Raw genomic sequence first — 21,996 nt, 5'->3', positions numbered from 1 at the left:
CTGCTCCTGACCAGACAAGTATGATCTCAAAACCTTCGTTTATAGTCCTGTTCAACATTCTCATAAGGCATCCATTTAACTCTTTCAAAAACAAGGCGATAACTCATAAAACAACTTCAACAAATTTCCGTTTATAAAAACAGCCCAATAAATTTATTTTGACTAGAGTATATGCCGTTTATCGGAACTATGAGCCCTTTTGATTATTTAATGTCAAATCCCCTTTTTTGTAACTTCTAATAGTGTTTCCTCCTCTTGAAATAACTTTTTAAACAATAATTTCATTCTTATCATGATCATTCTAAATTTCATTTAAATAAGTGAAATATGCTTCTTATTCCCTCTTTATCCTTCTAGCGTTAAATTTACATAACCCGAAAAATCACAACAGTCCTAAGTCATTCAAAGTAAATATCAGTAGGTCTAATTTCTTATATGAAGTCTCACAACCCATTTTTGAAATTAGATCTAACGATTTATTTTATAAAATGTAATTAACACATGACATTCCTTTTATCCTACAGACTACTCATTTCTTCATTGAACATAAATTACTGCAAGGAGGGAAAACAACGGGAAAACGAGGAGTTATTAGTAGAATTGGTAACAGTGCTTTATCGAAGCACTGGGTTTTTCATCCAACTCAAAGGCGTGGTCATGTTCAACATATATTAAAATTTAAAAGGGGAAATACAAAATGAGTATCAAAAAAGCCTTAATTAAAGGACTAATGTCCTCAGCAGCATTACTGTTATTCGCGACACCTACATTCGCAGCAATCGATCCCACTGCAGTGACAGGAAGTACAGATGGCCTTGGAGCAACTTCTCATGGTCATATTATGATAACACCAGGAGACGAAACTACAGGACCAACCGATCCAATTTTCCCAAGTGAACCAGGTGGTGAAACAGGTAACGAAGGTTCATTAACGATTGATAATGTTTCACCTTTAGAATTTGATACCCACCAATTAGCGAGTGGTGCCGTAGAATATACAACTACATCCATAGATCCTAACGCACAAGTAACCGATAAGCGTGGTACAGGTGTTGGTTGGGCTTTGCAAGTTGCAACTTCACCATTTATGGATCAAACAGATGGCACTAAAATTTTAAAAGGTGCAATTGTTACATTACCAATCGGCACTGCTGAGACGAATCCAGGAAATGTTTCTCCACCACCTGAACTAAGGGAAGTACAATTAGGTACGGATAGTGGAACAACTAATCCCCAAATCCTTATGAGAGCTGAAATGAACACAGGATTAGGGACTTGGGTAGATAAATTTGATCCAAGCAGAATTAAAATTTCCGTTCCATCAGGAAACTTGGCAGGGGATTATGTATCGACTTTAACTTGGAGTCTAGTGGACGCTCCACAATAATAAATAAACGAAATAGGAGATTAGAAAAATGAAAGCATTTAGTCTATCAGCAGTAGGCAGCATTATTTTGGCCGGAACACTTCTTTCAACAAGTTCAGCAGAGGCGGCTGTCATAAATGACGCAACTTCTAATAATTATATTGGCTTTATTGCAGATGAGGGACCGACTAATCCAGTAGATCCCACAAATCCGGACAACCCTAATCCACCAAGTCCAATTGATCCGGAAGACCCAGGCAATGGTGGTACTGGAAATGCTGGGGCTTTAACTCTGGACCATGTCTCAAATATCCAATTTGGAACACAAAAAATCATGAGCGGAAACACGACTTATCATGCTAAAAATAAGGATCCCTTTGTCCAAGTTTCAGATAAACGCGGAACGGGGGAAGGATGGTCTTTGACAGCAAAGGCTTCAGAATTTAAAAGCGATTCTGGAGAAGTCTTAAGAGGAGCTATTTTATCATTCAAAAATGGACAAGTGAAATCACAAACCAGTAATGTTTCCACACCACCAACTGCTAATGATGTTGTATTTGATAATTCAGATTCCAAAGTACTTATGTTAGCTGAAGTAGATGCAGGTCGCGGAACATGGCTAGATGTTTTTTCAGGTACCGAAGGCGATAATAGTAACGTACAATTAAATGTTTTGGCGGGATCCGCTGATGCTCAAAACTATACGGCTACTATGACATGGGAATTATCTGACGCACCGAAATAAATTCAAATTAAAAAAACTTGGCTTAATTAATTATTTTAGCCAAGTTTTTTTTGAAAAATAACATCATGAAATTAGAGATGTGAGGGATAGAAAAAATGAAAAATATGTTATCCATTATGGTTTTAATATTATTGACTGGATTGGGATTTATCTCCACTAATGAAGTGGCCTTTGCTGGTACTATGGAGTATTCAGTAAAAGCCAATATCCCCAAAAACCAAATTAATAAAAAGCTTACCTATTTTGACTTGAAGATGTCTCCAGGTTCAAAACAAACGATATCTTTAACCGTTAAAAACACTTCTAGTGAAGAAAAAAAGATAATGATCGAACCCAATTCAGCTATTACCAATCAAAATGGAGTGATTGACTATAGCAAACATGGACACAAAAAAGACAGCTCATTAAAATATGCTTTTTCTGATTTGATATCTCCAAAGCAAGAAATTGTAATAAAAGGAAAAGAAACAAAGAAAGTGCCCTTTGCTATTCAAATGCCCAAAGAGTCATTTGATGGAATTATTCTGGGTGGATTCTATGTTCACGAAGTAAATAAAGAGGAAAAAAAGAAAGAAAATAATAAAGTTCAAATCAAAAATGAATTTTCGTATGTGATTGGCGTGAAATTAACCGGAACGGATGAAGTTGTGAAGCCGAAACTAAAGTTAAATGAAGTTCAAGCAGGGTTGATGAACTATCGTACGGTTGTTACTGCGAATTTACAAAATACCGAAGCTGTCATAATAAATAACTTGGATGTAAATGCACGTATTACGAGGGAAGGAAAAAAAGAGAAGCTCCACTCAACGAAGAAAAGTAAGTTATCCATGGCACCGAATTCTAATTTTGACCTTCCTATTACATGGGATAATCAAAAACTGGAACCAGGTAAATACCATTTATATTTAACAATTACAGACGGTAATCAAACATGGAAATTTGATAAAATGTTTGAAATTAAAAGTGCAGATGCAAAAGCGATAAATAAAACAGCAGTTGAAGTAGAAAAAGATTATACGTTCCTTTTCATCGGACTTGCTGTGTTTATTTTATCATTAATCATCATTATCATTAACTTGCTGAAAAAGAAAAAAAGAGGGGAAGACAATGAAGAAGAGTAACAGGAAGTTTCCTCGTGCTGCCCTTTCCGTGATGTTAGTAATGGGGTTAATTCTACCAAGTCCCGGTTGGTTGGCCCCTGTGCATGTTAAAGCAGCAAATAACGGCAATCCTCCATTTAAAATTGATTTGACTGGTATATTCGTTACTCCCGCTACCGGTTCAAATAGTTCCGTTATAGGAGGTAATATCGTTCAAGTAACCCCTGATACCGCTAATCAAAAGGGTGGTATCTGGTCGACTGAAACTAATAAACTGGACTTAACAAAAGATTTTAAAGCGTCAATGTATATCTATTTCGGGGATCGCGGAGCTAACGCAGCAGATGGTATGGCCTTTGTTATGCATAATGACTCAAGAGGCACGAATGCCATATCACCTCACAGTGGTTCGGGTCTTGGAGTTTATGCTGGACAGACACATGGGTCATCCAAAACGGATGGCATTCAAAAAAGCTTTGCTGTTGAGTTCGATACCTTTATAAACAATAATGTGAACGATGGTTATTTTGATACAAATACAACCAAAGGGAACCATGTTGCTTGGAGCTACCCAGGTCAAGCTGAAACTTATATCGATTACTACACAAGTTTTCAGTATAGAAGAACGATGAAACATAATAACATTGATGGTCCAAATAATGGTGCTCAATATCCTGGCAATTTATCGAATGATACCTGGCGTAAATTCACCATTAATTGGAATGCAACTACTTCAACACTTACGTATCAATTAGAAGGTCTATCGTCTGTTAGTATCCCAATAAATGTACAAGATATTTTTGGTGCAGATCAAGTCTATTGGGGGTTTACTGGTTCAACAGGATCTAGATATCAGAACAATCGTGTTGCATTTGAAGAAGTGCCAGGGCTAGTAAATGCAGAAGTGAAAGAAACAATTACGAGAAAAGATGGTGCTGTTGTTGACAATGGTGCCCTGGCCAATAATGGTGAGGAACTAACCTATACGATAAACGCTAAGTATCTTTCCGGCAAACAGGATTGGACCGATATTATAGTGAAGACTGTTTTAAATGATCATGTTTCCTATGTTCCTGGCTCAATGACAATATCATCAGGGGACGGCTCAGGAGAATTGGATGATGGTTTTTGGACGGGACAATCTTTAGCAGCTAGTATTCCTGATATGAATACCAATCGGAACGATGTCACCATTTCCTTTAAAGTGAAAGTCAATCAAGTAAAGGTAAATACGCCAGTTACTGAGACAGTTAAGTTTGAGGGGAGTAACTATATAAAGAATACGAATCCAGTAGATTATGTCATACAAGCTAACAATGTACCTGAAGTGACCATAAATGAAAAAGGCCCCATTCATTTAGCTGTTGGTGAAGATTATCAAGCAAAAGGAACTTGGAAAGATTCTGATGATTCCACAAATACCTTGTATTATGACTTAAATGGCGAGTTGCTAAAATCCGAAGTGCTAGACAATGGAGGTTCTATTGAACCGGTAGATTGGAGCTATCTTATAACATCGGATCAGTTAAAATTAGGCGAAAATAATCTTCAAGTCACAGCAAGAGATGGTAAAGGCGCTTATTCAGTTCCCGCTAAGTTGAATATCATTGTTGAAAGTCCTCCAGCCATTACGTTAACGGATGCTAATCGGGAAATTCCTGTTGATTTTGGCACTGAGTATACGATGAGTGGCAGTTGGAACGACCTTGATAGTAATCTAGTTGATTTATATTATGCAGTGGACAGTAATACCCCTGTAAAATTTGCTTCTAATGTATCAAATTCCACTAACAAAGGTGAAGACATTAACTATCAATACAGCATTCCGGCAGATCAATTGTCTTTAGGCATGCATCAAGTTTCAGTTTATGCTGTAGATGATACGGGTCGAAAATCAAATATTGAAGTAGTGAACGTCAATGTAACGGGAAAATTAAGTTTCATGAGTGTAACTGAAAATGTTAGTTTTGAAAATATGAAAGTACCAAATCAACCAACCTATTCAAAAAGAAATTATGATTGGGAGATCCTTGTGAAAGATACCCGTGGATTGGGAAGTTCATGGCGTCTCACAGCAACATTAATGGAGGAATTCTCTGATAGTCAAGGGCATTTTTTGAGGGATGCATTAAAGTTTGTTAATGAGGATGGAATTGAAACAACAATGGCGCTTGGAGCTGAGACGAATGTTTATGAAATGATTACACAGGATGAACAAAATATATCGATTAACTGGGAATCGGATAAAGGTATACTGCTAAAAATTGATCCTTTTGTTTATATAGGTAATTATACTGGGAAAATTAATTGGAATCTAATTGATGCCCCATAAATATAGAGGATAAATTGATATACTTATTCGGTTAAATCGTAACTTGAAGAAATGATATGAACTGAATAGGTTCCATCATCAATTAATACTTAGGACAATTCGTATACTTGCTTCCTTTCATTTTTACGAATAGGTTTAAAAACCGTTTTAATAATATAGAAAATTTGAAGGGTAGGAGGAGCTGCCTAAATGACTACCACAATTGCGATTATAGATGATCATCAACTTTTCCGAGAAGGGTTTAAACGAATCCTTGAAATTGAAAAATCTTTCCAAGTTATTGCCGAAGGTGTAGATGGTATCGAAGTAGCTTCTATTGAAAAAGAATATAAGCCAGACATTTTCATAATCGATATCAGTATGCCACTAATGAATGGACTCGAAGCAACACGCAGGCTAATCGAAAATAACCCCAATACAAAAGTAATGATCTTATCCATAAGTGAAGATGAACATTATGTAACCGAAGCACTTCAAAGCGGTGCAATAGGTTATCTGCTTAAAGAGATGAGCGCAAGTGAACTTATTGATGCTGTTCATCTTGTTGCGGAGGGCGGTTCTTATTTGCATCCAAAGGTAATTAGCAATATCCTGAATGAATATCGAAAATTAGCTGAAAAACACTTAAGAGAAGATGAAGATTTTGAGCAATCTCTTAAGCTTTGTCGCCCTCTCCACCTGCTAACGAATCGCGAATGTGAAGTCCTTCAATTGCTTACAGATGGAAAAAGCAATTCCCAGATCGGTGAAGCACTTTTCATTAGTGAAAAGACTGTAACAAATCATGTCAGCAGAATACTCCAAAAAGTAAAAGTAAATGACCGTACTGAAGCAGTTATCCATGCGATTAAAAATAACTGGGTCAAAATTTAATAATAGATCAGGACTTTTAACTACGAAAGTTAATGGTTGAAATCATGTAACAATCACCTGCCTACTCTTTAACAGGCCACAAAAAAAGAAAAGACTATTTGAGCACTTACTTTATGTAAGTGCTTTTTGCTACACATTTAGCCATGATTACCATCTGGTTAAAAGTTGGGGATTATTCTAAGTTTTTTAGTCAGAAAGAATATACCTTAAATAACGGGGTGTGTGCCAAAAGTGGGGTATTTTTTTAATTTTCTGAATATTAACGAAGAAGAAAAGGTATTATTAAAAAAACGGGACTTAGTTACTATCAATAAGAGATCGATGTAAATATTCTAAGTTAATGATGTAAATTCCTTAAACAGGGAAAATAAAATGAGAATCCTTTTGTAGTCTTAGGTTTAGGAATAGGCTATGATCGATTACGAAATAGGTGATAATATGAATCGATTTTATAAACGTTATTCAGACTTGATCTTTCATTTACTTAATAGTAACAAATGGATTAGTATAGCTGAATTATCCGAGAAAACAGAGTATTCAAGAAGTACTATTTGGCGTGATTTAGAAATCCTGGAGTCTATTTTCCCTGACGGATGGATTTTGAAAAAAAATGAAAACCTTGGAGTTCGTCTAATTAAACCTGAAAATGGTACATTAGAAAGTTTATTAACACAAGTAAGAGAAAAGAATTCCTATTTACACACATTAAAGTTAATTCTTTTGAACGATGGTGTTGATATTCCCCAGATATCCCAAGCGGTTTATATTAGTCGTTCCACTGCATACCGTCACCTTGAAAAATTACAAGAGGTTGTAAGTGAGGCAGGTGTTACATTAACTGCAAGCCCCTTTAAAGTCATAGGGGATGAAAAAAAGATTAGAAGATTCATCACGCAATATTTGGATTTTATGTCGGTTGAATCCAGTACCATTAAAGATGATTCAATCGATACGATAAAATTTCAAACAGATTTATTACAGCTGTTTTCAAAATATTCAATGTCTTGCAGAACAGGTGCCTTACAGCGATTAACAATGATTTTATTTATATCAAATTTTCGTGTCTCCATGGGGCATTATATCTCATTTCCTAAAAATCTAATAAATACTTACGAGGGCAGTAAATATTTTGAGCTCTCGAAAGAATTGGTAAAATATATGGCCAAATGCCCGACAAGAGATATTCAACTACAGGAAATTCTCTTCTTTTCTATTTATATCATGAGTGAGGAACGACCATTAAATAGATCACAGTACATTAATTATATTAAAAAAAGAATGAGGAGTAAAAAAGGTTTTCCCTTGGTTAAATTTTTAAACTGTCTTTCTAAATATGTTGGTTTTAATCTATCACAAGATGATATTTTTTTATTTCATTTATCCCAAACATTAAAAAGGATACAAGTTGAAACTGAATTTGAAACGGAAAGTGCAGGAAATTCAATGTTGCAGTTCCTTCCATATTTTGAAACAAATCCAATTTTCCAGGTAATTGAGGAACTGGCAATTGAAAGTTTTTCTTCAGTGCCTTTAACGATTAAGAAACTTGATGTTTTAGAGATTTTTTCACTTCTACAGTCTGTTGTCTTGAGAAAATGGAATCAACATACAGTACAGGTTGCGTTAATGTGCAGAACTTATAACGAAAAAGATTATATTAGGGAAGTATTAAAATATCACTTTGGTAATAAAGTGGCTATCTCAACATTGGATCCATCCAGTATTGATTTGCTCTTCAAATATGAGGAGTTTGATCTGCTCATTTCTACCGATATTGGTGATCATACACATATGCTAATTGAGCACATCCCTACCATTCAAGTATCGTCCTTTCCCACCCCATCAGAATTAATAAATATTAAACATTTTATAGAACAGCATTTTTATGGAAATTTAGGTATAGAACCGGAATTGATCTATCCATATGGTATTGATGAATGTCCTTGTTAATGAACATAAGAACTCGAGTAGAAGAAAATCAGTATATTTGGTAGCAATACCTTCTTTGAATCAAACCGAACTACTGATTGGATCCAAATGACGCTTTGGGAGCTTTCATTGCCAAAGCGTTTTTAGTTCCCTCCTCCTTTATTCTTGTGGGACGATGCGCCTGACATGATTTCTTGAATGCAACGACAAGTTTTGAATATACATATAAACGGAAATGTGTTTATAGAGGAGGAAAGTCATTGAACCAAGATGTACAATCGGAAATCAATCGCCTTGTTCATCGCTTGAAACGAGACCAATCCGCTGATGGTTCGTGGAATTATCCCTTTGACACCGGGATAACAGCAGATGCCTATATGATCATATTATTGAAAATTCTCGATATGGAAGATACTCCTCTTATAGAGGCTTTAGTAAAAAGAATCGAAAGCAAGCAAACAGAAAACGGGTCATGGAAACTATTCCAAGATGAGAAGGACGGCAATGTTACGGTTACGATCGAGGCTTACTATGGCCTTCTTTTTAGCGGACTCCGCAATAAGAATCATCCGCATATGAGGAAGGCCAAACAATTCATTCTTTCCAAGGGCGGCATCAAACAGGCCAAAATGTTAACGAAAATGATGCTTACTGTCACCGGACAATATCAATGGCCGCGCCTATTCCCCATTCCACTCGAAGTGGTCTTACTGCCTACGACCTTTTTCGTCAGCATTTATGACCTTTCCGTATATGGGCGGGTCAATATGATTCCATTGCTATTGCTAGGCCATAAAAAGTTTCAGATCACGACCCCGGACACGCCAAGTTTAAAAGATTTATTCCAAACAAGGGAGGACAGTTCCGAAGAGCAAGTGTGGGAAGAATACCGTACCGAAGAATATCATTCCTTCTTCTCCAAACTTCAAACAGGCGTCAAAACCTTGATTGGTTATCCGGATTATTTGCATTCCTTGGCCTTGGATTCAACGAAAAGGTTCATGCTCGACAGGCTGGAACCAGACGGGACACTGTACAATTATTTCGGCTCTACCTTTTTCATGATCTTTGCCCTCCTTTCAATTGGATATTCGAAAAGAGATCCAGTGATTCTAAAGGCCATTGCCGGTCTGAAGGGGATGGCCTGCTCCATTGAGGGACACACACATATCCAGTTCACGACGCCCCATGTTTGGAATACCTCCTTAATAAGCTACGCCCTTCAAGAAGCGGGAATGCCTTTCAAAGACAAAACGGTCAAGGCCGCCAATCAGTACTTACTGTCACGCCAGCATTATATGTATGGAGATTGGCTGATCCATAATCCTGATGCAATTCCTGGCGGCTGGGGGTTCTCGGATTTGAATACCATGAATCCGGATGTCGATGATACGACCGCCTCACTGCGGGCGCTGGCTAAGCAATTGCAAGCGAAACCGGATAATCGGGACAGCTGGCAGCGCGGTGTCGCCTTCACGATTTCCATGCAAAATGATGATGGTGGTTTTCCAGCCTTCGAACGGAATAACGACCATAAATGGCTGCAGCTTCTTCCTATAGAGGGTTCAAGGTATCTCCTGACTGACCCTTCCACCGCTGATCTGACAGGAAGGACGCTGGAATTCCTGGGGAACTATACAAATATGAAAAAGCCGGAAGAAGTCAGTAAAAGAGCGGTGGATTGGCTATTGGAAGACCAGAAGCGTGATGGCTCCTGGTATGGGCGCTGGGGCATCTGCTATCTATATGGCACATGGTCTGCACTGACCGGCATGAAGGCAGCAGGGCAAGCCACTGGACATCCATCCATCCAAAAAGCCTTAACTTGGTTGAAGAAAATTCAAAATGAAGATGGCGGCTGGGGTGAATCTTGTTACAGTGATATCAAGCAACGATATATCCCCCTCGGAACAAGCACACTGACACATACAGCCTGGGCTGTGGATGCGTTGATATCGGCATCAGAAAAGCCGACAGCCGAGATTGAAAAAGGCATTGCCTACCTCATCCGTGCAGGTCAACAAGAAAGCTGGACCAATGATTATCCTGCAGGCCAGGGAATGGCGGATTTTTTGTATATCCATTATCATAGCTATCGCTATATTTATCCCCTTTTAGCCTTAAGTCATTACAATAAAAAATTCCTGGAGACTTAATCGCCAGTGTTTTTTTCATATTAAAGGTGAATATGTGGATTACCTGTGGAAAAGTAGTGAATAACACGGAAAGTTATCCACAATCCGAGGTTATCCACATTCATTTATCCGTAAAAGTGGCAAAAGCAAGAATTTCCCCATCAAATTTGTTGATTCATTCATTTCGGCTATGTAAAAGTGACTGGTTTTATACAGGTTTGTGGATAGTTTGGGGATGAGCACGATTTTATGTGAAAACTTTATCCAGTTTATCACTATAAAATTCTATCGCCTTAGCATAAGATTGTATTTCTTGATCCCTCGAGGTTTCGGCAATGATCTTCAAAAGAGATTCCATCGCAAGATCATGTTGGCCCAAATTATAAAATGCCATGGCCCTGAATACCAATAAAGCCTTATCCCCAGGAAACTTCGCCAGTCCGGATTCCAATGTCCGTCTTGATTTTTCATATTCCCCTATGGTGCGATATGTGCTCCCCAACCCGAGGTAGGCCCCTTTTGCATCCTCCTCCGGCAAACCTAATTCGAGTGCCGCTTCATAATAGGGCACCGCCTTTACCTCAAGTCCGAGAATATCCAAACTCCAGGCACACTGATACTGTATGACTGCATCACCGGGATTTTGCTTTGCCATATCCATCAATATACGATTGGATTTTTCGAATTCCTTCTTTTCCCTTAAGAACAGGGCCCTTTCCAAATTTCCCATTGTCATTCCTCCATTGTATATGAGTCCTTAATCCCCTATTCGCGATTCTTCTTTTCAATTCCTTCTTATATGTATAAACAGCCCATCTCCCAACAATGCTGCAGCCAGGAACCAATATGTTGTTAAGGATTTGGAAGCTTCACTTCCCCGACTGTCTTGGCAAATAAAAAAAGGATCTGCCTCCCGGCAAATCCTTTCATACATTTCAATCTCCATATATCATGGATTACTGTCGACATGACATATGATTAATCATCCAATTGGTTTTTCAATACTTTTCCCGTGGTGGCATCCACCACTACATCATATTCCTTTAGTCCTTGTTTTATTTCCAGCTCGTACACAAGGGTGCCATTCTCTGAATCCAGCTCCATATCCGTTACTTGACCATCCACCGCTTTCAAGGCAATCTTTTCAGCTTGATCACTGCTGACTTTTGCAGTTTCCACGGCTTGTTGAGTGCTCATATCCGCATCGTCACCGTCTTCCATCTCCTGAGAAAGAATCTCTCCTTTTTCAGCATCAACGTCAACGTCTTGATAGCCTTCTTTCGTTTTTACGGTCATTTCATAGGTCATCGGCTGGTCCCAATCCTTTTCAAATTGAGTAACTTCCCCGCCTAGTTTTTCTGAAATCATTTTGATAGCCTCATCCTCGGAAAGGTTCCCCTTATTGACTGCATATACCGCCGTTCCAGCAGCACCGCCGAAAAGCAATACGGACGCAATGGACACTGTCATGATTACCTTTTTCCTTTGAATGATACCTTCTTTAATCGTACTCCACTGTTTTTTCATGAATGATTCCTCCTTTAAGTTGTTACCCTTATAATAAGCACCCTTCATGAAATGAACATGAGCGTTAGATTAGAATTTGATGAGAAAGAGTAAGAGTCACCAACGTTCCCTCCCCCACCTCGCTTTGAATCTCCAATTTACCGTCGAATGACTCGACAAGCGTCCGGGCGATGGATAGCCCGAGCCCATTGCCTCCCGTTTTCCTTGCCCTTGATGAATCAACGCGATAAAAACGGTCAAATACATGCGGGAGATGTTCTGGTGATATCCCTCCGCCGTGATCTTTCACACCGATGACAATTTCATTTTCCTGCCGTTTTATCATGATCTGTATGCCTGATTCACTATATTTCATTGCATTGTCCAATAGGATGACTATCACCTGTTCAAGCTTACTGGAAATGGTCATTGCATAGATTTCCTTAAACTCTGACTCTATCGTTATTTCACGATTTCCCGTCCTTCTGAATGTTTGGGCAATCCCTTCACAAAACGAAATGAGTTCTATTTTCCCTTCCACATCTTCGGAAGGTTCCGTTTGGGAAGCTGACTGCAGAAGATGTTCCGTCAGTTTTTTCATCCGGACGGCTTCATGATGGATTGCCTCCACTGCCTCTTCCTGAATCGCCTGATCCTTCATTCCCCAGCGTTTCAATAGAGAGGAGTAGCTTTCGATGACCGTAATCGGGGTTTTCAATTCATGCGAAGCATCTGAAAGGAATTGCTGCTGTTGGTTATAATTCCGCTCCAGTCTTTCCATCATCCTGTTGAATGCCGCTCCCATCACCTGCAGCTCGTCCTTCGATTGATCCGATAGCGGTATTCGTTTGAATTCCCCGCTTTTCTCAATATCCTTCATCGTTCCGCTCATGACCGATATCGGTTTGAGGATCAGGTTGGCCAGCCACTTACCGGCAAGAATCGATAACAGAATGACAAAAAGGGATGCACCGCCCAAAACGAGGGCAAGCGTCGATAAATTATCAAGGAGGGTATCCTGCGGCTGTGTGACCTCGATCATCCCCAGTCTCTTCCCCTCATCAGGATAAGGATAACGGTAGGTCAATACATATTCACCGTCAGCTTTGGCAAAATCATATCCTTTCTCGTTAATGGATTTAACCGCAAGCCCCTTGAGGTCCTCTTCATCCGTAAATGATTTAACCAGCCTTCCATCCGTGTCGAATATCCGCACCATTCCATCGTCCGGGATATAGGGCTCCATTAAATCGGAATCACCGGAAATCAAATCTTTCGTCAGGATATTTTCTTCGATTAATGAAGCTTGATCTTCAAGCAGATCCCGTTCCCTCTCTAACGATATCCAAAGGAAGGCGATTAAAACGATGATACTCAACAATATGAGCATGACGCTTAAAAAAAGACTGGAATACGATTGGATTTTCGTCCGAATCTTCATACTGGCTCCTTCAGGCTGTAACCTACCCCGCGGTAAGTATGGATGAGCTGCAGCTCAAAGGGATAATCTATCTTTTTGCGCAAATAACGGATATACACATCAACCACATTCGTATCCCCTGCGAAGTCATATCCCCATACATGTGTCAGGATTTGCTCCCTTGAAAGTACTTGATTTTTATTTTGCAAAAGATAAACCAGCAAATCGAACTCGCGTGATGTCAGCTCAATCCTATTGCCTTGCCTGTGTATGTCCCTAGTCCCAAGGTTCAGCTTCAGATCGTGGATCTTCAGTTCATCCACTTCCCCTTCTGATAGGCTCTCCCTTACATTGGTACGAAAACAAGCACGGATCCGTGCCAGCAGCTCTTCAATTTCAAACGGCTTCGTTACATAATCATTCGCGCCATGATCCAGGCCATTCACCTTGTCTGGCACAGCATCCCTTGCGGTCAAAAGGATGACCGGTGTCGACCCATTCTTTTTCCGGTAACGCCTAAGTACCTCTATGCCATTCAACTCGGGCAGCATCACATCCAATAAGATTAAATCCCACTCTTCGGCTTCCGCCCTTTCCAGACCTGCCTTTCCCGTAAATGCCGATTCTGTTTGATAACCCTCATGATTAAGTTCCAGCTGAAGGACCCTTGCTATTTTTTCTTCATCTTCTATTATTAAAATTCTCTTATTCATGATCATCACCACCTACCCCTTAGTGTACTGAAGAAATATGAAAATATCATGAGAAATTGACCCCTCCGCAATAAAAATCCTCTGAATTGATGAATTTAATTTTTGTACCTTTAAAAAGACAATAAAAAGAACCGGATGTGAAAACACACCCGATCCATTTCATTCACCGTTCCAATGCTGGCCAATGAATTCATCGCGTCCCGATTTCGCACGGTCCGCTTTATAATCATCTTTGTTTTTTTTATGATAGCCCTGATGGTACTCTTCGGCAGGGTAAAAGGTTTGGGCAGGAAGGATTTCCGTTACGATTGGTTTCTGGAATTTCCCGCTGGCCGCTACCTTTTCTTTCGCTTCAAGGGCCAGTTTTTCTTGGGCTTCATCATGATAGAAGATGGCCGTCCGATACTGGCTTCCTCTGTCATGGAATTGACCGCCATCGTCGGTTGGATCGATTTGCTGCCAATATAGTTCCAGCAATCTTTCATAAGGAAATAACTGAGGATCGAAAGTGATTTCCACGACTTCATAATGCCCCGTAGTTCCCGTCTTCACTTCCTCGTAAGTCGGGTTTTCAACATGTCCTCCCGTATAACCGGATACGATTCCCCCAATTCCCGGTTGTTCTTCAAATGGTGTCACCATGCACCAGAAACAGCCTCCAGCAAATGTAGCCTTTTGCATAATGGTCACCCCTTTCCTTATGTAATAGAAATTAATATACCATAATTCAATCCTGACACAGTGCTTTTTTGATTTGCAAAGCAGCCAGGGATTTACCTTTGATCAATCTTTTGACCAGCCCTTTTCCTTGAATCTTACAATCGCTTCGACGCGGTTGCTTACATCCAATTTATCAAGGATGACCGATATATAATTACGAACCGTTCCATTAGTCAGATAAAGCTGGCTTGCGATTTCTTTTGTGGTCTTTCCATCCGCGATCAATTTGAGCACTTGGCACTCTCGTTCAGTCAAAGGGTTTTCTTCTTCGAAAGCCATATCCACCAGCTCAGGAGCATAAATGCGCCGCCCATCCATGATGACACGGATCGAGTTCGCCAGTTCCTCACTAGGGCTATCCTTGAGAAGATATCCGCCCACCTCTGCCTTTCTGGCTCTTTCAAAATACCCAGGACGTGCAAAGGTGGTCAAAATGATGACTTTGCATTGGTGGCCCTGATCCTTGATCTCCTCCGCTACATCGAGCCCGGTTTTAACTGGCATTTCAATATCGGTTATGCAGATATCCGGCTTTAATTGATTGACGAGATTCATTGCTTCTTCCCCATTGCTCGCTTTTCCGACAACTTCCATGTCACTTTCCAAATCAAGGATGGAACCTAGCGCGCCAAGCAGCATCCGCTGATCTTCGGCAATTACGATTCGAATCAAAGTTAATCCCACCTATCCATTATTTTTTATAGCATTCGGAACCCTTATATACAGTGTCGTTCCATCTGTTGATTGAATATCCAGGCTGCCATTAACGAATTCAAGCCTTTCTTTCATTCCTTGAAGTCCATTTCCTTTAATATACTCTGATCGATGTGAAAGTCCCACTCCATTATCCTGTACTTTAATCGTCACCCCTGTTTGTAATTCTTCGATGACGATATGACAGCAGTCGGCCCTGCTATGTTTGACGATATTGGTCACAGCTTCCTTCAAGCACATGCTCAAAACCGTTTCAACAAGCAATGGGGTATCTCGCAATTCCGCGTTGCCTTCCAAATTGAATTCTATCTCTGCCGCTTTCAATATTTGCTTGACCCGGATGATTTCATCGCTTAGCTTCGCCCCACGCATTTCCGACACCATTTCACGTACTTCCTTGAGTGCCGTCCTCGCCGTTTGCCGGATATCCTTGATTTCCTTCTTGGCCGTCTCCGGATTCAAATCGATCAATTTCCCTGCAAGGTCACTTTTCAAGCCAATCAAAGACAGCTTTTGTCCAAGTGTATCATGTAAGTCACGGGCAATCCGCTGACGTTCTTCCATTTTGCCAAGCTCTGATATTCGTTTATGGGCGTCCTCCAATTGTTCTTCCAGCACACCCCGTTTGTTCCGATTATACGTGTTGAAAGGGAGAAGGATCACGCCTACCACACAAATGAGCATAAAGGGAAATTGCGAAAAGAAGGTAGGGTCTTTCATGATGAAGCCAATATTGACAGACACGATGGTAGCCAATAGCTGGATTGAATATAATACGAAAAAGCCAACCTTATTTTGAACATTCCCAATAAAGAATGCCAAAAAGAGTGAAAAGTAAATGTAGCTGAAAAATATGGTCATCGATATGGAAATGATTATTTGTATCGCCGTCCATACGTATACGGGCCATCCCTTCGAAACGAATGAGAGACCATATGATATGAAAAACAAAATGATCATGACGATTCCAAAGACTATCTCCAACATCGAAGAGGATTTGAAGATGAAATAAAAGGGAAGGATACAAAAAATGATCCAGACATAAGGGCTCAGCCCTGTGTTTTTCGGAAAGATATGATACCAACTTTGCATGGCGCCGCCTCTATTTCTTTTTACCCTAGTATATACTAAGGAGTTTCATCAAAAAACCATCCAATGGAAATCGAATGGTTTTTTGATGAACGATTTATTTTTCTTGAAGACTTGGACGTTTAGTATTGATTTCCACCTTAGACTTTGTTTCATTTAGACGTCCCTTAATCTCTTTAAAACTTACAAACGTCTTGTTTTCTCCATCATAAAGGCGGAAGCGAAGCGATTTTAAACTTGAACTAAGGGTGATTGTCGTTGCCTGCTGCAATGGCAGGGTGGAATCATGTACTTTTTCCAAGTTATAGTTTGGCACTCTTGGACTAAGGTGATGCACGTGGTGGAAACCGATATTACCGGTCACCCATTGCAAGACCTTTGGAAGTTTATAATAAGAACTTCCATCAATGGCAGCCTTCACGTAATCCCACTCAGATTCCTCTTCGAAATAAGAATCTTCGAACTGATGCTGTACATAAAACAGCCAGATGCCCAGCGATCCCGTTACAAAAAGCATCGGTACCTGAATCATCAAGAATGCCTGCCATCCGATAGCCAAGCATAAAAGACCATAAATTGCCACGATTGCGGCATTTGTCAAATACGTATTCATCCGTTCTTTCTTTTTAGCGCCCTTTTTATTCAGACGGTTCGATACAAGAAATAGATAAAATGGACCCAATCCAAACATGACGATCGGATTTCTATATAAACGGTAAGCAAGACGCCCCCAGAATGAAGCGGCGATATATTCATCAACGGTCATGATCCAAATATCCCCTGTGCCGCGTTTGTTTAAATTACTGCTTGTTGCATGATGTATGGAGTGGCTATGCTTCCATTGCTCATACGGAAATAACGTAACGATTCCACTGATTGTTCCCAGGATGCTATTCGCTTTCCTGCTTTTGAAAAACGATTGATGGCAGCAATCATGGAAAATGATGAAAATCCTGACTACGAATCCTGAAGCAAGGACGGCAAATGCAAGTGTCAGCCAGTATGAAATGGTTAAGCTTTGATAAGCTAAAAACCATAACAGGAAAAATGGCGGAAATGTATTTATAAGCTGTTTCACACTTGATTTAGTATTGGATTTTTCAAAAGGGGCAATATCTTTTCTCAATTGTTTTTGATTATGATTATGATTACTCATGATTTCCTCCTCATAATATATAAGAATGGAGTGTTTAAATGGATTGGTTATGCTTACTTCTCTTCTTTAAGTATAGTAATAATAACCGATTTTCTATAGTCATAAACGTCAATTCCCTGCCATGACACTTGTCATATACTTGTCTGCTTCAACACTTTTCACACTATTTTTTCCTCTTTCATCATTTTTACACTTCAAAAAAACGTGAATTTCCCATCAATCCGATTCCAAGAAATTGCCTGCATTTATTCGATCAAATAAAAAAGATCCGCCGCTTGGCGAACCCATTTATAACTTGATGGCATACACCCGTTCAGGACGTCCTACCGTGCCATACGTTAAATCGGCATCAATTTTTTCCTCTGACATCAAGTGCTCCAGATAACGCCTTGCCGTTGTCCTGCTCACCCCGATCTCCTTTGCCACTATTTCGGCAGTTAACCCAGGGGAGGATTTCCCCAACACAACCATCACCTTCTCCAATGTCATCCGATCAATCCCTTTTGGCAGTGAAGCCTGTTCCCTCTCTTTTTCTTTCATATCCTTTCGCAAAAGCTTATCAACCTGTTGCTGCGTTACGGGAAAATTGCCCTTTTCCAATTCAGACAGCTTAATGTGATACTCCTGATACCGGAGTAGGGACTGCTTGAAACGTTCAAATGCGACAGGCTTGATAATATAATCGAATATGCCGATCTTGATGGCTTCCTGGACTTTTTCGATTTCTTTAGCCGCCGTTATCATGATGACATCCATTTGTTTACTTTGCTGCTTGATTTCTTTCAGGATATCGAGCCCATTCATATCCGGAAAATACATATCGAGCAGCAGTAGATCCGGCTGCATGATTTCAATGAAGCTTTTAGCCTCGTCATAGCTTGAGGCGATCCCGATCGTTTGAAACCCCTCAAGCTTTTCGATGAATAGCTTTTGTATCTCGGCAATCCGCAGGTCATCTTCTACGATCAGAACTTCTATATCGCGATTGGCCATCATGAAATCACCCCTCTGTTTTTTGGCAGTGCTACAGTAAATATCGTATATTCCCCTTCTTTCGTCGAAAAAGTGATATACCCCCCTAATCCATCTATCGCTTCCTGAACAAGGCTCAAACCTATACCTGAATTGGTTTGATGGCTTTTCGTCGTAAAACCGTTCCGGAAAATCAGTTCGGTAACCTCCGAACCCATCCCTTTTCCGTTATCTTCAACCTCTATGATCAACTCTTTACCCAAGTCCGTGACGAACAACGATACCCTTTTTTCCTTCCTTTCGTTTTCCCGTACAGCTTCGAAGGCATTATTGATGAGATTGCCGATGATCGTCACTAATAAATCCCGATCTATTTCGGACGGAATATCTTTAAAACTGCTTTCTCTATCGATGGTGAAATCAATTTTCAGCTCGCTAGCTAAACTTACCTTCCCTAAGATGAACCCCGCAATGATTGGATCGGGCACTTCCTTCATCAGAAAGTGAATGAAGCCCTGGGTCACATCAACTTCCTTCGATATGAAATCCATTGCTTCTTTATATGAACCGAGTTGAATCAAGCCCAGCAGTGTATAAAGCCGATTGGAATATTCATGTGTCTGGGCCCTCAGCCCTTCTGCATACGCCTTTACATGTGACAGTTCTTGAAGGAGATTGGATAGCTCCGATTTATTTCTCAAACTTGCAACGGCACCGATGATTTCCCCCTGTCCATTCAAAATGGGAATCCGGCTTGCCAAAAAAACTTCACCGTCAATCATGAATTCCTGGTCATATTCGGCCCGTGCCGTGCTGACTACATCAAGCAAATGTGTATGCGTGATGACTTCTTCGATTTTTCTTCCGCGAAGCATGACGTCTTTAGGGATATGAAGGATTTTATGCGCCGTTTCATTGACGATGGTGATTTTCCCATGAACATCAATGGCAATAATGCCTTCATGAATGGATTCCAAAATGGCATGCTTCTCTTGAAACATCCAGGCGATCTCTTTCGGCTCCAGACCCAATATCGCCTTTTTTATATTGAATGAAATGAAAAAGGCCACCAATAAACCGCCGATTAATATAAAAGAGATGATCAAGACGATCTTTCTTTGTATTCTGGACACTTCTTTTTCAATATCATCCTGTAGGTAGCCAACGGAGACGACACCAATGACCTTTTCATTGGCGATTATCGGGGATTTCCCCCTTATGGAAGGTCCCAATGTGCCAGTGGACTCCGTGATGATGGATTTCCCATCCCAAACCTCGGCGTTATCTCCCCCAACCATTTTCTTCCCGATCATGTCGGGATTTGGATGGGACAGGCGTGTTTCATTCTCATCGCCTATCACTATGAATTCCGCATCGATCTGCCTGCGAATCCTTTCCGCGATGGGCTGGATGATTACAGAAGGATGATCCTTTCGAAAAGCTTGTTTAATTTCAGGCAGCAAAGAAACGGTCTGGGCAACCGACAATGCTTTTTCCCCTGTCTCCTGCTTCAGGTTATTTTCCAGGATATTTATGAAAATAACTTCAAAGATTCCACCCATTAAGATGATTAACGTACAGATGCCCAGCATCAACTTGGTGTGTAAACGCATTCAATCACCTCTACTTACATCATATAAAAAATAACCCCTTTAAAAAAGGGGTTATTTCGCAACATTCAGAAAATATCAATTAACCTTCAATATTGATGACAACATCCTTCCCTCTCTTCTTAAGTAAAACCGGAATGAGCAGCCATAATGCCGTTACGATCAGGAAGGTCAGCGAAAGCGGCCGAGTGAAAAACAAACTGTAATCCCCATCGGATATCGTCAGTGCCCTGCGCATATTGTTTTCTATCATCGGCCCTAAAACCAGGCCTAATACCAACGGGGCGATTGGATAATCATTTTTACTTAAGAAGTATCCCAAGACCCCGCACCCTAGTAATAGCAATAAATCATAAGTCGATACCTGTACCGCATAAACACCAAAAATGGAAATTGCGATAATGATCGGAATCAAATATTTCTTTGGCGTTTCAATGATTTTCGCAAAAACCTTAACGAGCGGGAGATTAAGGATGAGGAGCATCAGATTTCCTATGAACATACTGGCGATAAGTCCCCAAGCCACCTGGGGATGGTCCTCGAATAATAATGGACCCGGCTGAACATTGTACATCATGAGCGCACCCATTAAAATCGCTGTTGTACCGGAACCCGGAATTCCCAGCGTCAATAATGGTATCATCGCTCCGCCGGAAGCCGCATTATTGGCCGTTTCAGGGCCAGCCACACCTGCGATTGCCCCTGTACCGAATCTCCCAGGTTTTTTTGAAATCCGTTTTTCCATAAGGTATGAGAAGAAGGAAGCAAGAGTGGCCCCTGCCCCCGGCAGGATTCCTACAAAGAAACCTAAGAGCGATCCCCTCGCAATCGGCCCCGCAGATTCCTTGAATTCTTCTTTGGAAGGAAGCAAATTATTGATCTTTGCAATTTCCCCATCATCCTCGTCCTTTTCCAAGATTGTCTTGAATACTTCCCCAAGGGCGAATAGACCAACAGCGATTGTCAGGAATTCGATCCCTTGATACAGCCAAGGAAAGTCGAATGTAAAACGGGCGATCCCGGATACATTATCAATGCCTATCGTCCCGATCAACAAACCGCAAACCGTCATGATCAGTGCCTTGGTTACGGATTTTCCCGCAAGGCCGCTGACTGCCGCCAACCCTAGAAGCATGAGTGAAAAATACTCCGCAGGACCGAATTTAATGGCAATCGTCGATAATGGCTGAGCCAAGGCAATCATGGCGATAAGGGTGACGATCCCTCCTACGAAGGAACCGATCGCCGAAATGGATAAAGCACTCCCGGCTCTTCCCTTCTTGGCCATTTGATATCCATCCAATGTGGTGACGACAGAAGAAGATTCGCCAGGTGTATTCAATAGGATTGAAGTTGTCGATCCTCCATACATCGCTCCATAATAAACACCTGCAAGTAAAATGATGGCACTTGTTGCCGCTTGCTCTGGAGGAAGTCCACCTGTAATCGAAGCGGTTACTGGAATTAAAAGAGCCACACCGCTCATCGGCCCGATCCCCGGCAAAACGCCGACCGCCGTACCGATCAATACTCCGACAAATGCAAATAGTATGTTATACCAAGTTAGTGCCGTTTCAAATCCGTGCATTAAATAATCAAAAGTGCCCACTTCACAT

Annotated in this window: 18 protein-coding genes; 7 read left to right on the top strand and 11 right to left on the bottom strand. The window is 40.5% G+C overall.

The window, feature by feature from the left end; genetic code table 11:
• The first annotated feature begins 730 nt into the window (after nucleotides 1-730).
• From OTG27_RS01855 to shc, 7 genes are all read left to right on the top strand, one after another.
• On the top strand, nucleotides 731-1,387 hold the full coding sequence (locus OTG27_RS01855) for a WxL domain-containing protein (protein ID WP_268936057.1): 657 nt from the start codon (nucleotides 731-733) through the stop codon (nucleotides 1,385-1,387).
• Nucleotides 1,388-1,415: 28 nt separating this feature from the next.
• Nucleotides 1,416-2,111, top strand: a complete 696-nt coding sequence (locus OTG27_RS01850; RefSeq protein WP_098185526.1) for a WxL domain-containing protein — start codon at nucleotides 1,416-1,418, stop codon at nucleotides 2,109-2,111.
• A gap of 95 nt (nucleotides 2,112-2,206) precedes the next feature.
• Nucleotides 2,207-3,232: a WxLIP family cell surface protein gene (locus OTG27_RS01845; RefSeq protein WP_268936056.1), complete on the top strand. Its 1,026-nt coding sequence runs from the start codon at nucleotides 2,207-2,209 to the stop codon at nucleotides 3,230-3,232.
• The gene (locus tag OTG27_RS01840; protein ID WP_268936055.1) at nucleotides 3,219-5,543 is read left to right on the top strand and encodes an L-type lectin-domain containing protein; all 2,325 of its coding nucleotides are present in this window, start codon (nucleotides 3,219-3,221) and stop codon (nucleotides 5,541-5,543) included. Before OTG27_RS01845 ends, OTG27_RS01840 begins: the two co-directional genes overlap by 14 nt.
• A 189-nt stretch (nucleotides 5,544-5,732) precedes the next feature.
• Nucleotides 5,733-6,416, top strand: a complete 684-nt coding sequence (locus OTG27_RS01835; RefSeq protein ID WP_268936054.1) for a response regulator — start codon at nucleotides 5,733-5,735, stop codon at nucleotides 6,414-6,416.
• A 411-nt stretch (nucleotides 6,417-6,827) separates the two neighbouring features.
• Nucleotides 6,828-8,366 carry an AcpB/EbpR/MafR family transcriptional regulator gene (locus OTG27_RS01830; RefSeq protein WP_268936053.1) on the top strand — a complete coding sequence of 513 codons (1,539 nt, stop codon included), beginning with the start codon at nucleotides 6,828-6,830 and terminating at the stop codon, nucleotides 8,364-8,366.
• 239 nt (nucleotides 8,367-8,605) lie between these two features.
• Nucleotides 8,606-10,501 (top strand): squalene--hopene cyclase, encoded by a 1,896-nt coding sequence (shc, locus tag OTG27_RS01825; protein ID WP_268936052.1) that lies wholly within the window; start codon nucleotides 8,606-8,608, stop codon nucleotides 10,499-10,501.
• A 226-nt stretch (nucleotides 10,502-10,727) separates the two neighbouring features.
• Here the strand turns inward: shc and OTG27_RS01820 are convergent, their stop codons facing one another.
• The 11 genes from OTG27_RS01820 to OTG27_RS01770 form a co-directional block, all read right to left on the bottom strand.
• Nucleotides 10,728-11,210 (bottom strand): tetratricopeptide repeat protein, encoded by a 483-nt coding sequence (locus tag OTG27_RS01820; RefSeq protein WP_187050245.1) that lies wholly within the window; start codon nucleotides 11,208-11,210, stop codon nucleotides 10,728-10,730.
• A 248-nt stretch (nucleotides 11,211-11,458) separates the two neighbouring features.
• Nucleotides 11,459-12,007, bottom strand: coding sequence for a PepSY domain-containing protein (locus OTG27_RS01815; RefSeq protein ID WP_268936051.1), 549 nt, complete (start codon nucleotides 12,005-12,007; stop codon nucleotides 11,459-11,461).
• A gap of 64 nt (nucleotides 12,008-12,071) precedes the next feature.
• Nucleotides 12,072-13,427, bottom strand: coding sequence for a sensor histidine kinase (locus OTG27_RS01810; protein WP_268936050.1), 1,356 nt, complete (start codon nucleotides 13,425-13,427; stop codon nucleotides 12,072-12,074).
• Entirely contained in the window at nucleotides 13,424-14,119 is a 696-nt protein-coding gene (locus OTG27_RS01805; protein ID WP_034311632.1) for a response regulator transcription factor, read from the bottom strand. The genes OTG27_RS01810 and OTG27_RS01805 overlap by 4 nt, the downstream gene beginning before the upstream one ends.
• Before the next feature lie 159 nt (nucleotides 14,120-14,278).
• Nucleotides 14,279-14,800: a peptide-methionine (S)-S-oxide reductase MsrA gene (msrA, locus tag OTG27_RS01800; RefSeq protein WP_053536794.1), complete on the bottom strand. Its 522-nt coding sequence runs from the start codon at nucleotides 14,798-14,800 to the stop codon at nucleotides 14,279-14,281.
• 102 nt (nucleotides 14,801-14,902) lie between these two features.
• Nucleotides 14,903-15,511 carry a response regulator transcription factor gene (locus tag OTG27_RS01795; protein ID WP_057278094.1) on the bottom strand — a complete coding sequence of 203 codons (609 nt, stop codon included), beginning with the start codon at nucleotides 15,509-15,511 and terminating at the stop codon, nucleotides 14,903-14,905.
• A 12-nt stretch (nucleotides 15,512-15,523) separates the two neighbouring features.
• Complete coding sequence (locus OTG27_RS01790) at nucleotides 15,524-16,645, bottom strand: sensor histidine kinase (protein WP_268936049.1); 1,122 nt, start codon at nucleotides 16,643-16,645, stop codon at nucleotides 15,524-15,526.
• Nucleotides 16,646-16,739: 94 nt separating this feature from the next.
• Complete coding sequence (gene desA, locus OTG27_RS01785; protein WP_268936048.1) at nucleotides 16,740-17,798, bottom strand: Delta(5) desaturase DesA; 1,059 nt, start codon at nucleotides 17,796-17,798, stop codon at nucleotides 16,740-16,742.
• A gap of 288 nt (nucleotides 17,799-18,086) precedes the next feature.
• Entirely contained in the window at nucleotides 18,087-18,794 is a 708-nt protein-coding gene (locus tag OTG27_RS01780; protein WP_098371522.1) for a response regulator, read from the bottom strand.
• Nucleotides 18,791-20,383, bottom strand: a complete 1,593-nt coding sequence (locus OTG27_RS01775; RefSeq protein ID WP_268936047.1) for an ATP-binding protein — start codon at nucleotides 20,381-20,383, stop codon at nucleotides 18,791-18,793. The genes OTG27_RS01780 and OTG27_RS01775 overlap by 4 nt, the downstream gene beginning before the upstream one ends.
• Nucleotides 20,384-20,462: 79 nt before the next feature.
• Complete coding sequence (locus tag OTG27_RS01770) at nucleotides 20,463-21,989, bottom strand: tripartite tricarboxylate transporter permease (RefSeq protein WP_063574719.1); 1,527 nt, start codon at nucleotides 21,987-21,989, stop codon at nucleotides 20,463-20,465.
• Between the last annotated feature and the right edge of the window lie 7 nt (nucleotides 21,990-21,996).

Origin of the sequence: Peribacillus sp. AS_2 (genome assembly GCF_026891895.1) — a bacterium.
GTDB lineage: Bacteria > Bacillota > Bacilli > Bacillales > DSM-1321 > Peribacillus > Peribacillus frigoritolerans.
The sequence above is the reverse complement of the archived record's forward strand: the minus strand, read 5'-3'. Positions and strand labels throughout refer to the sequence as shown.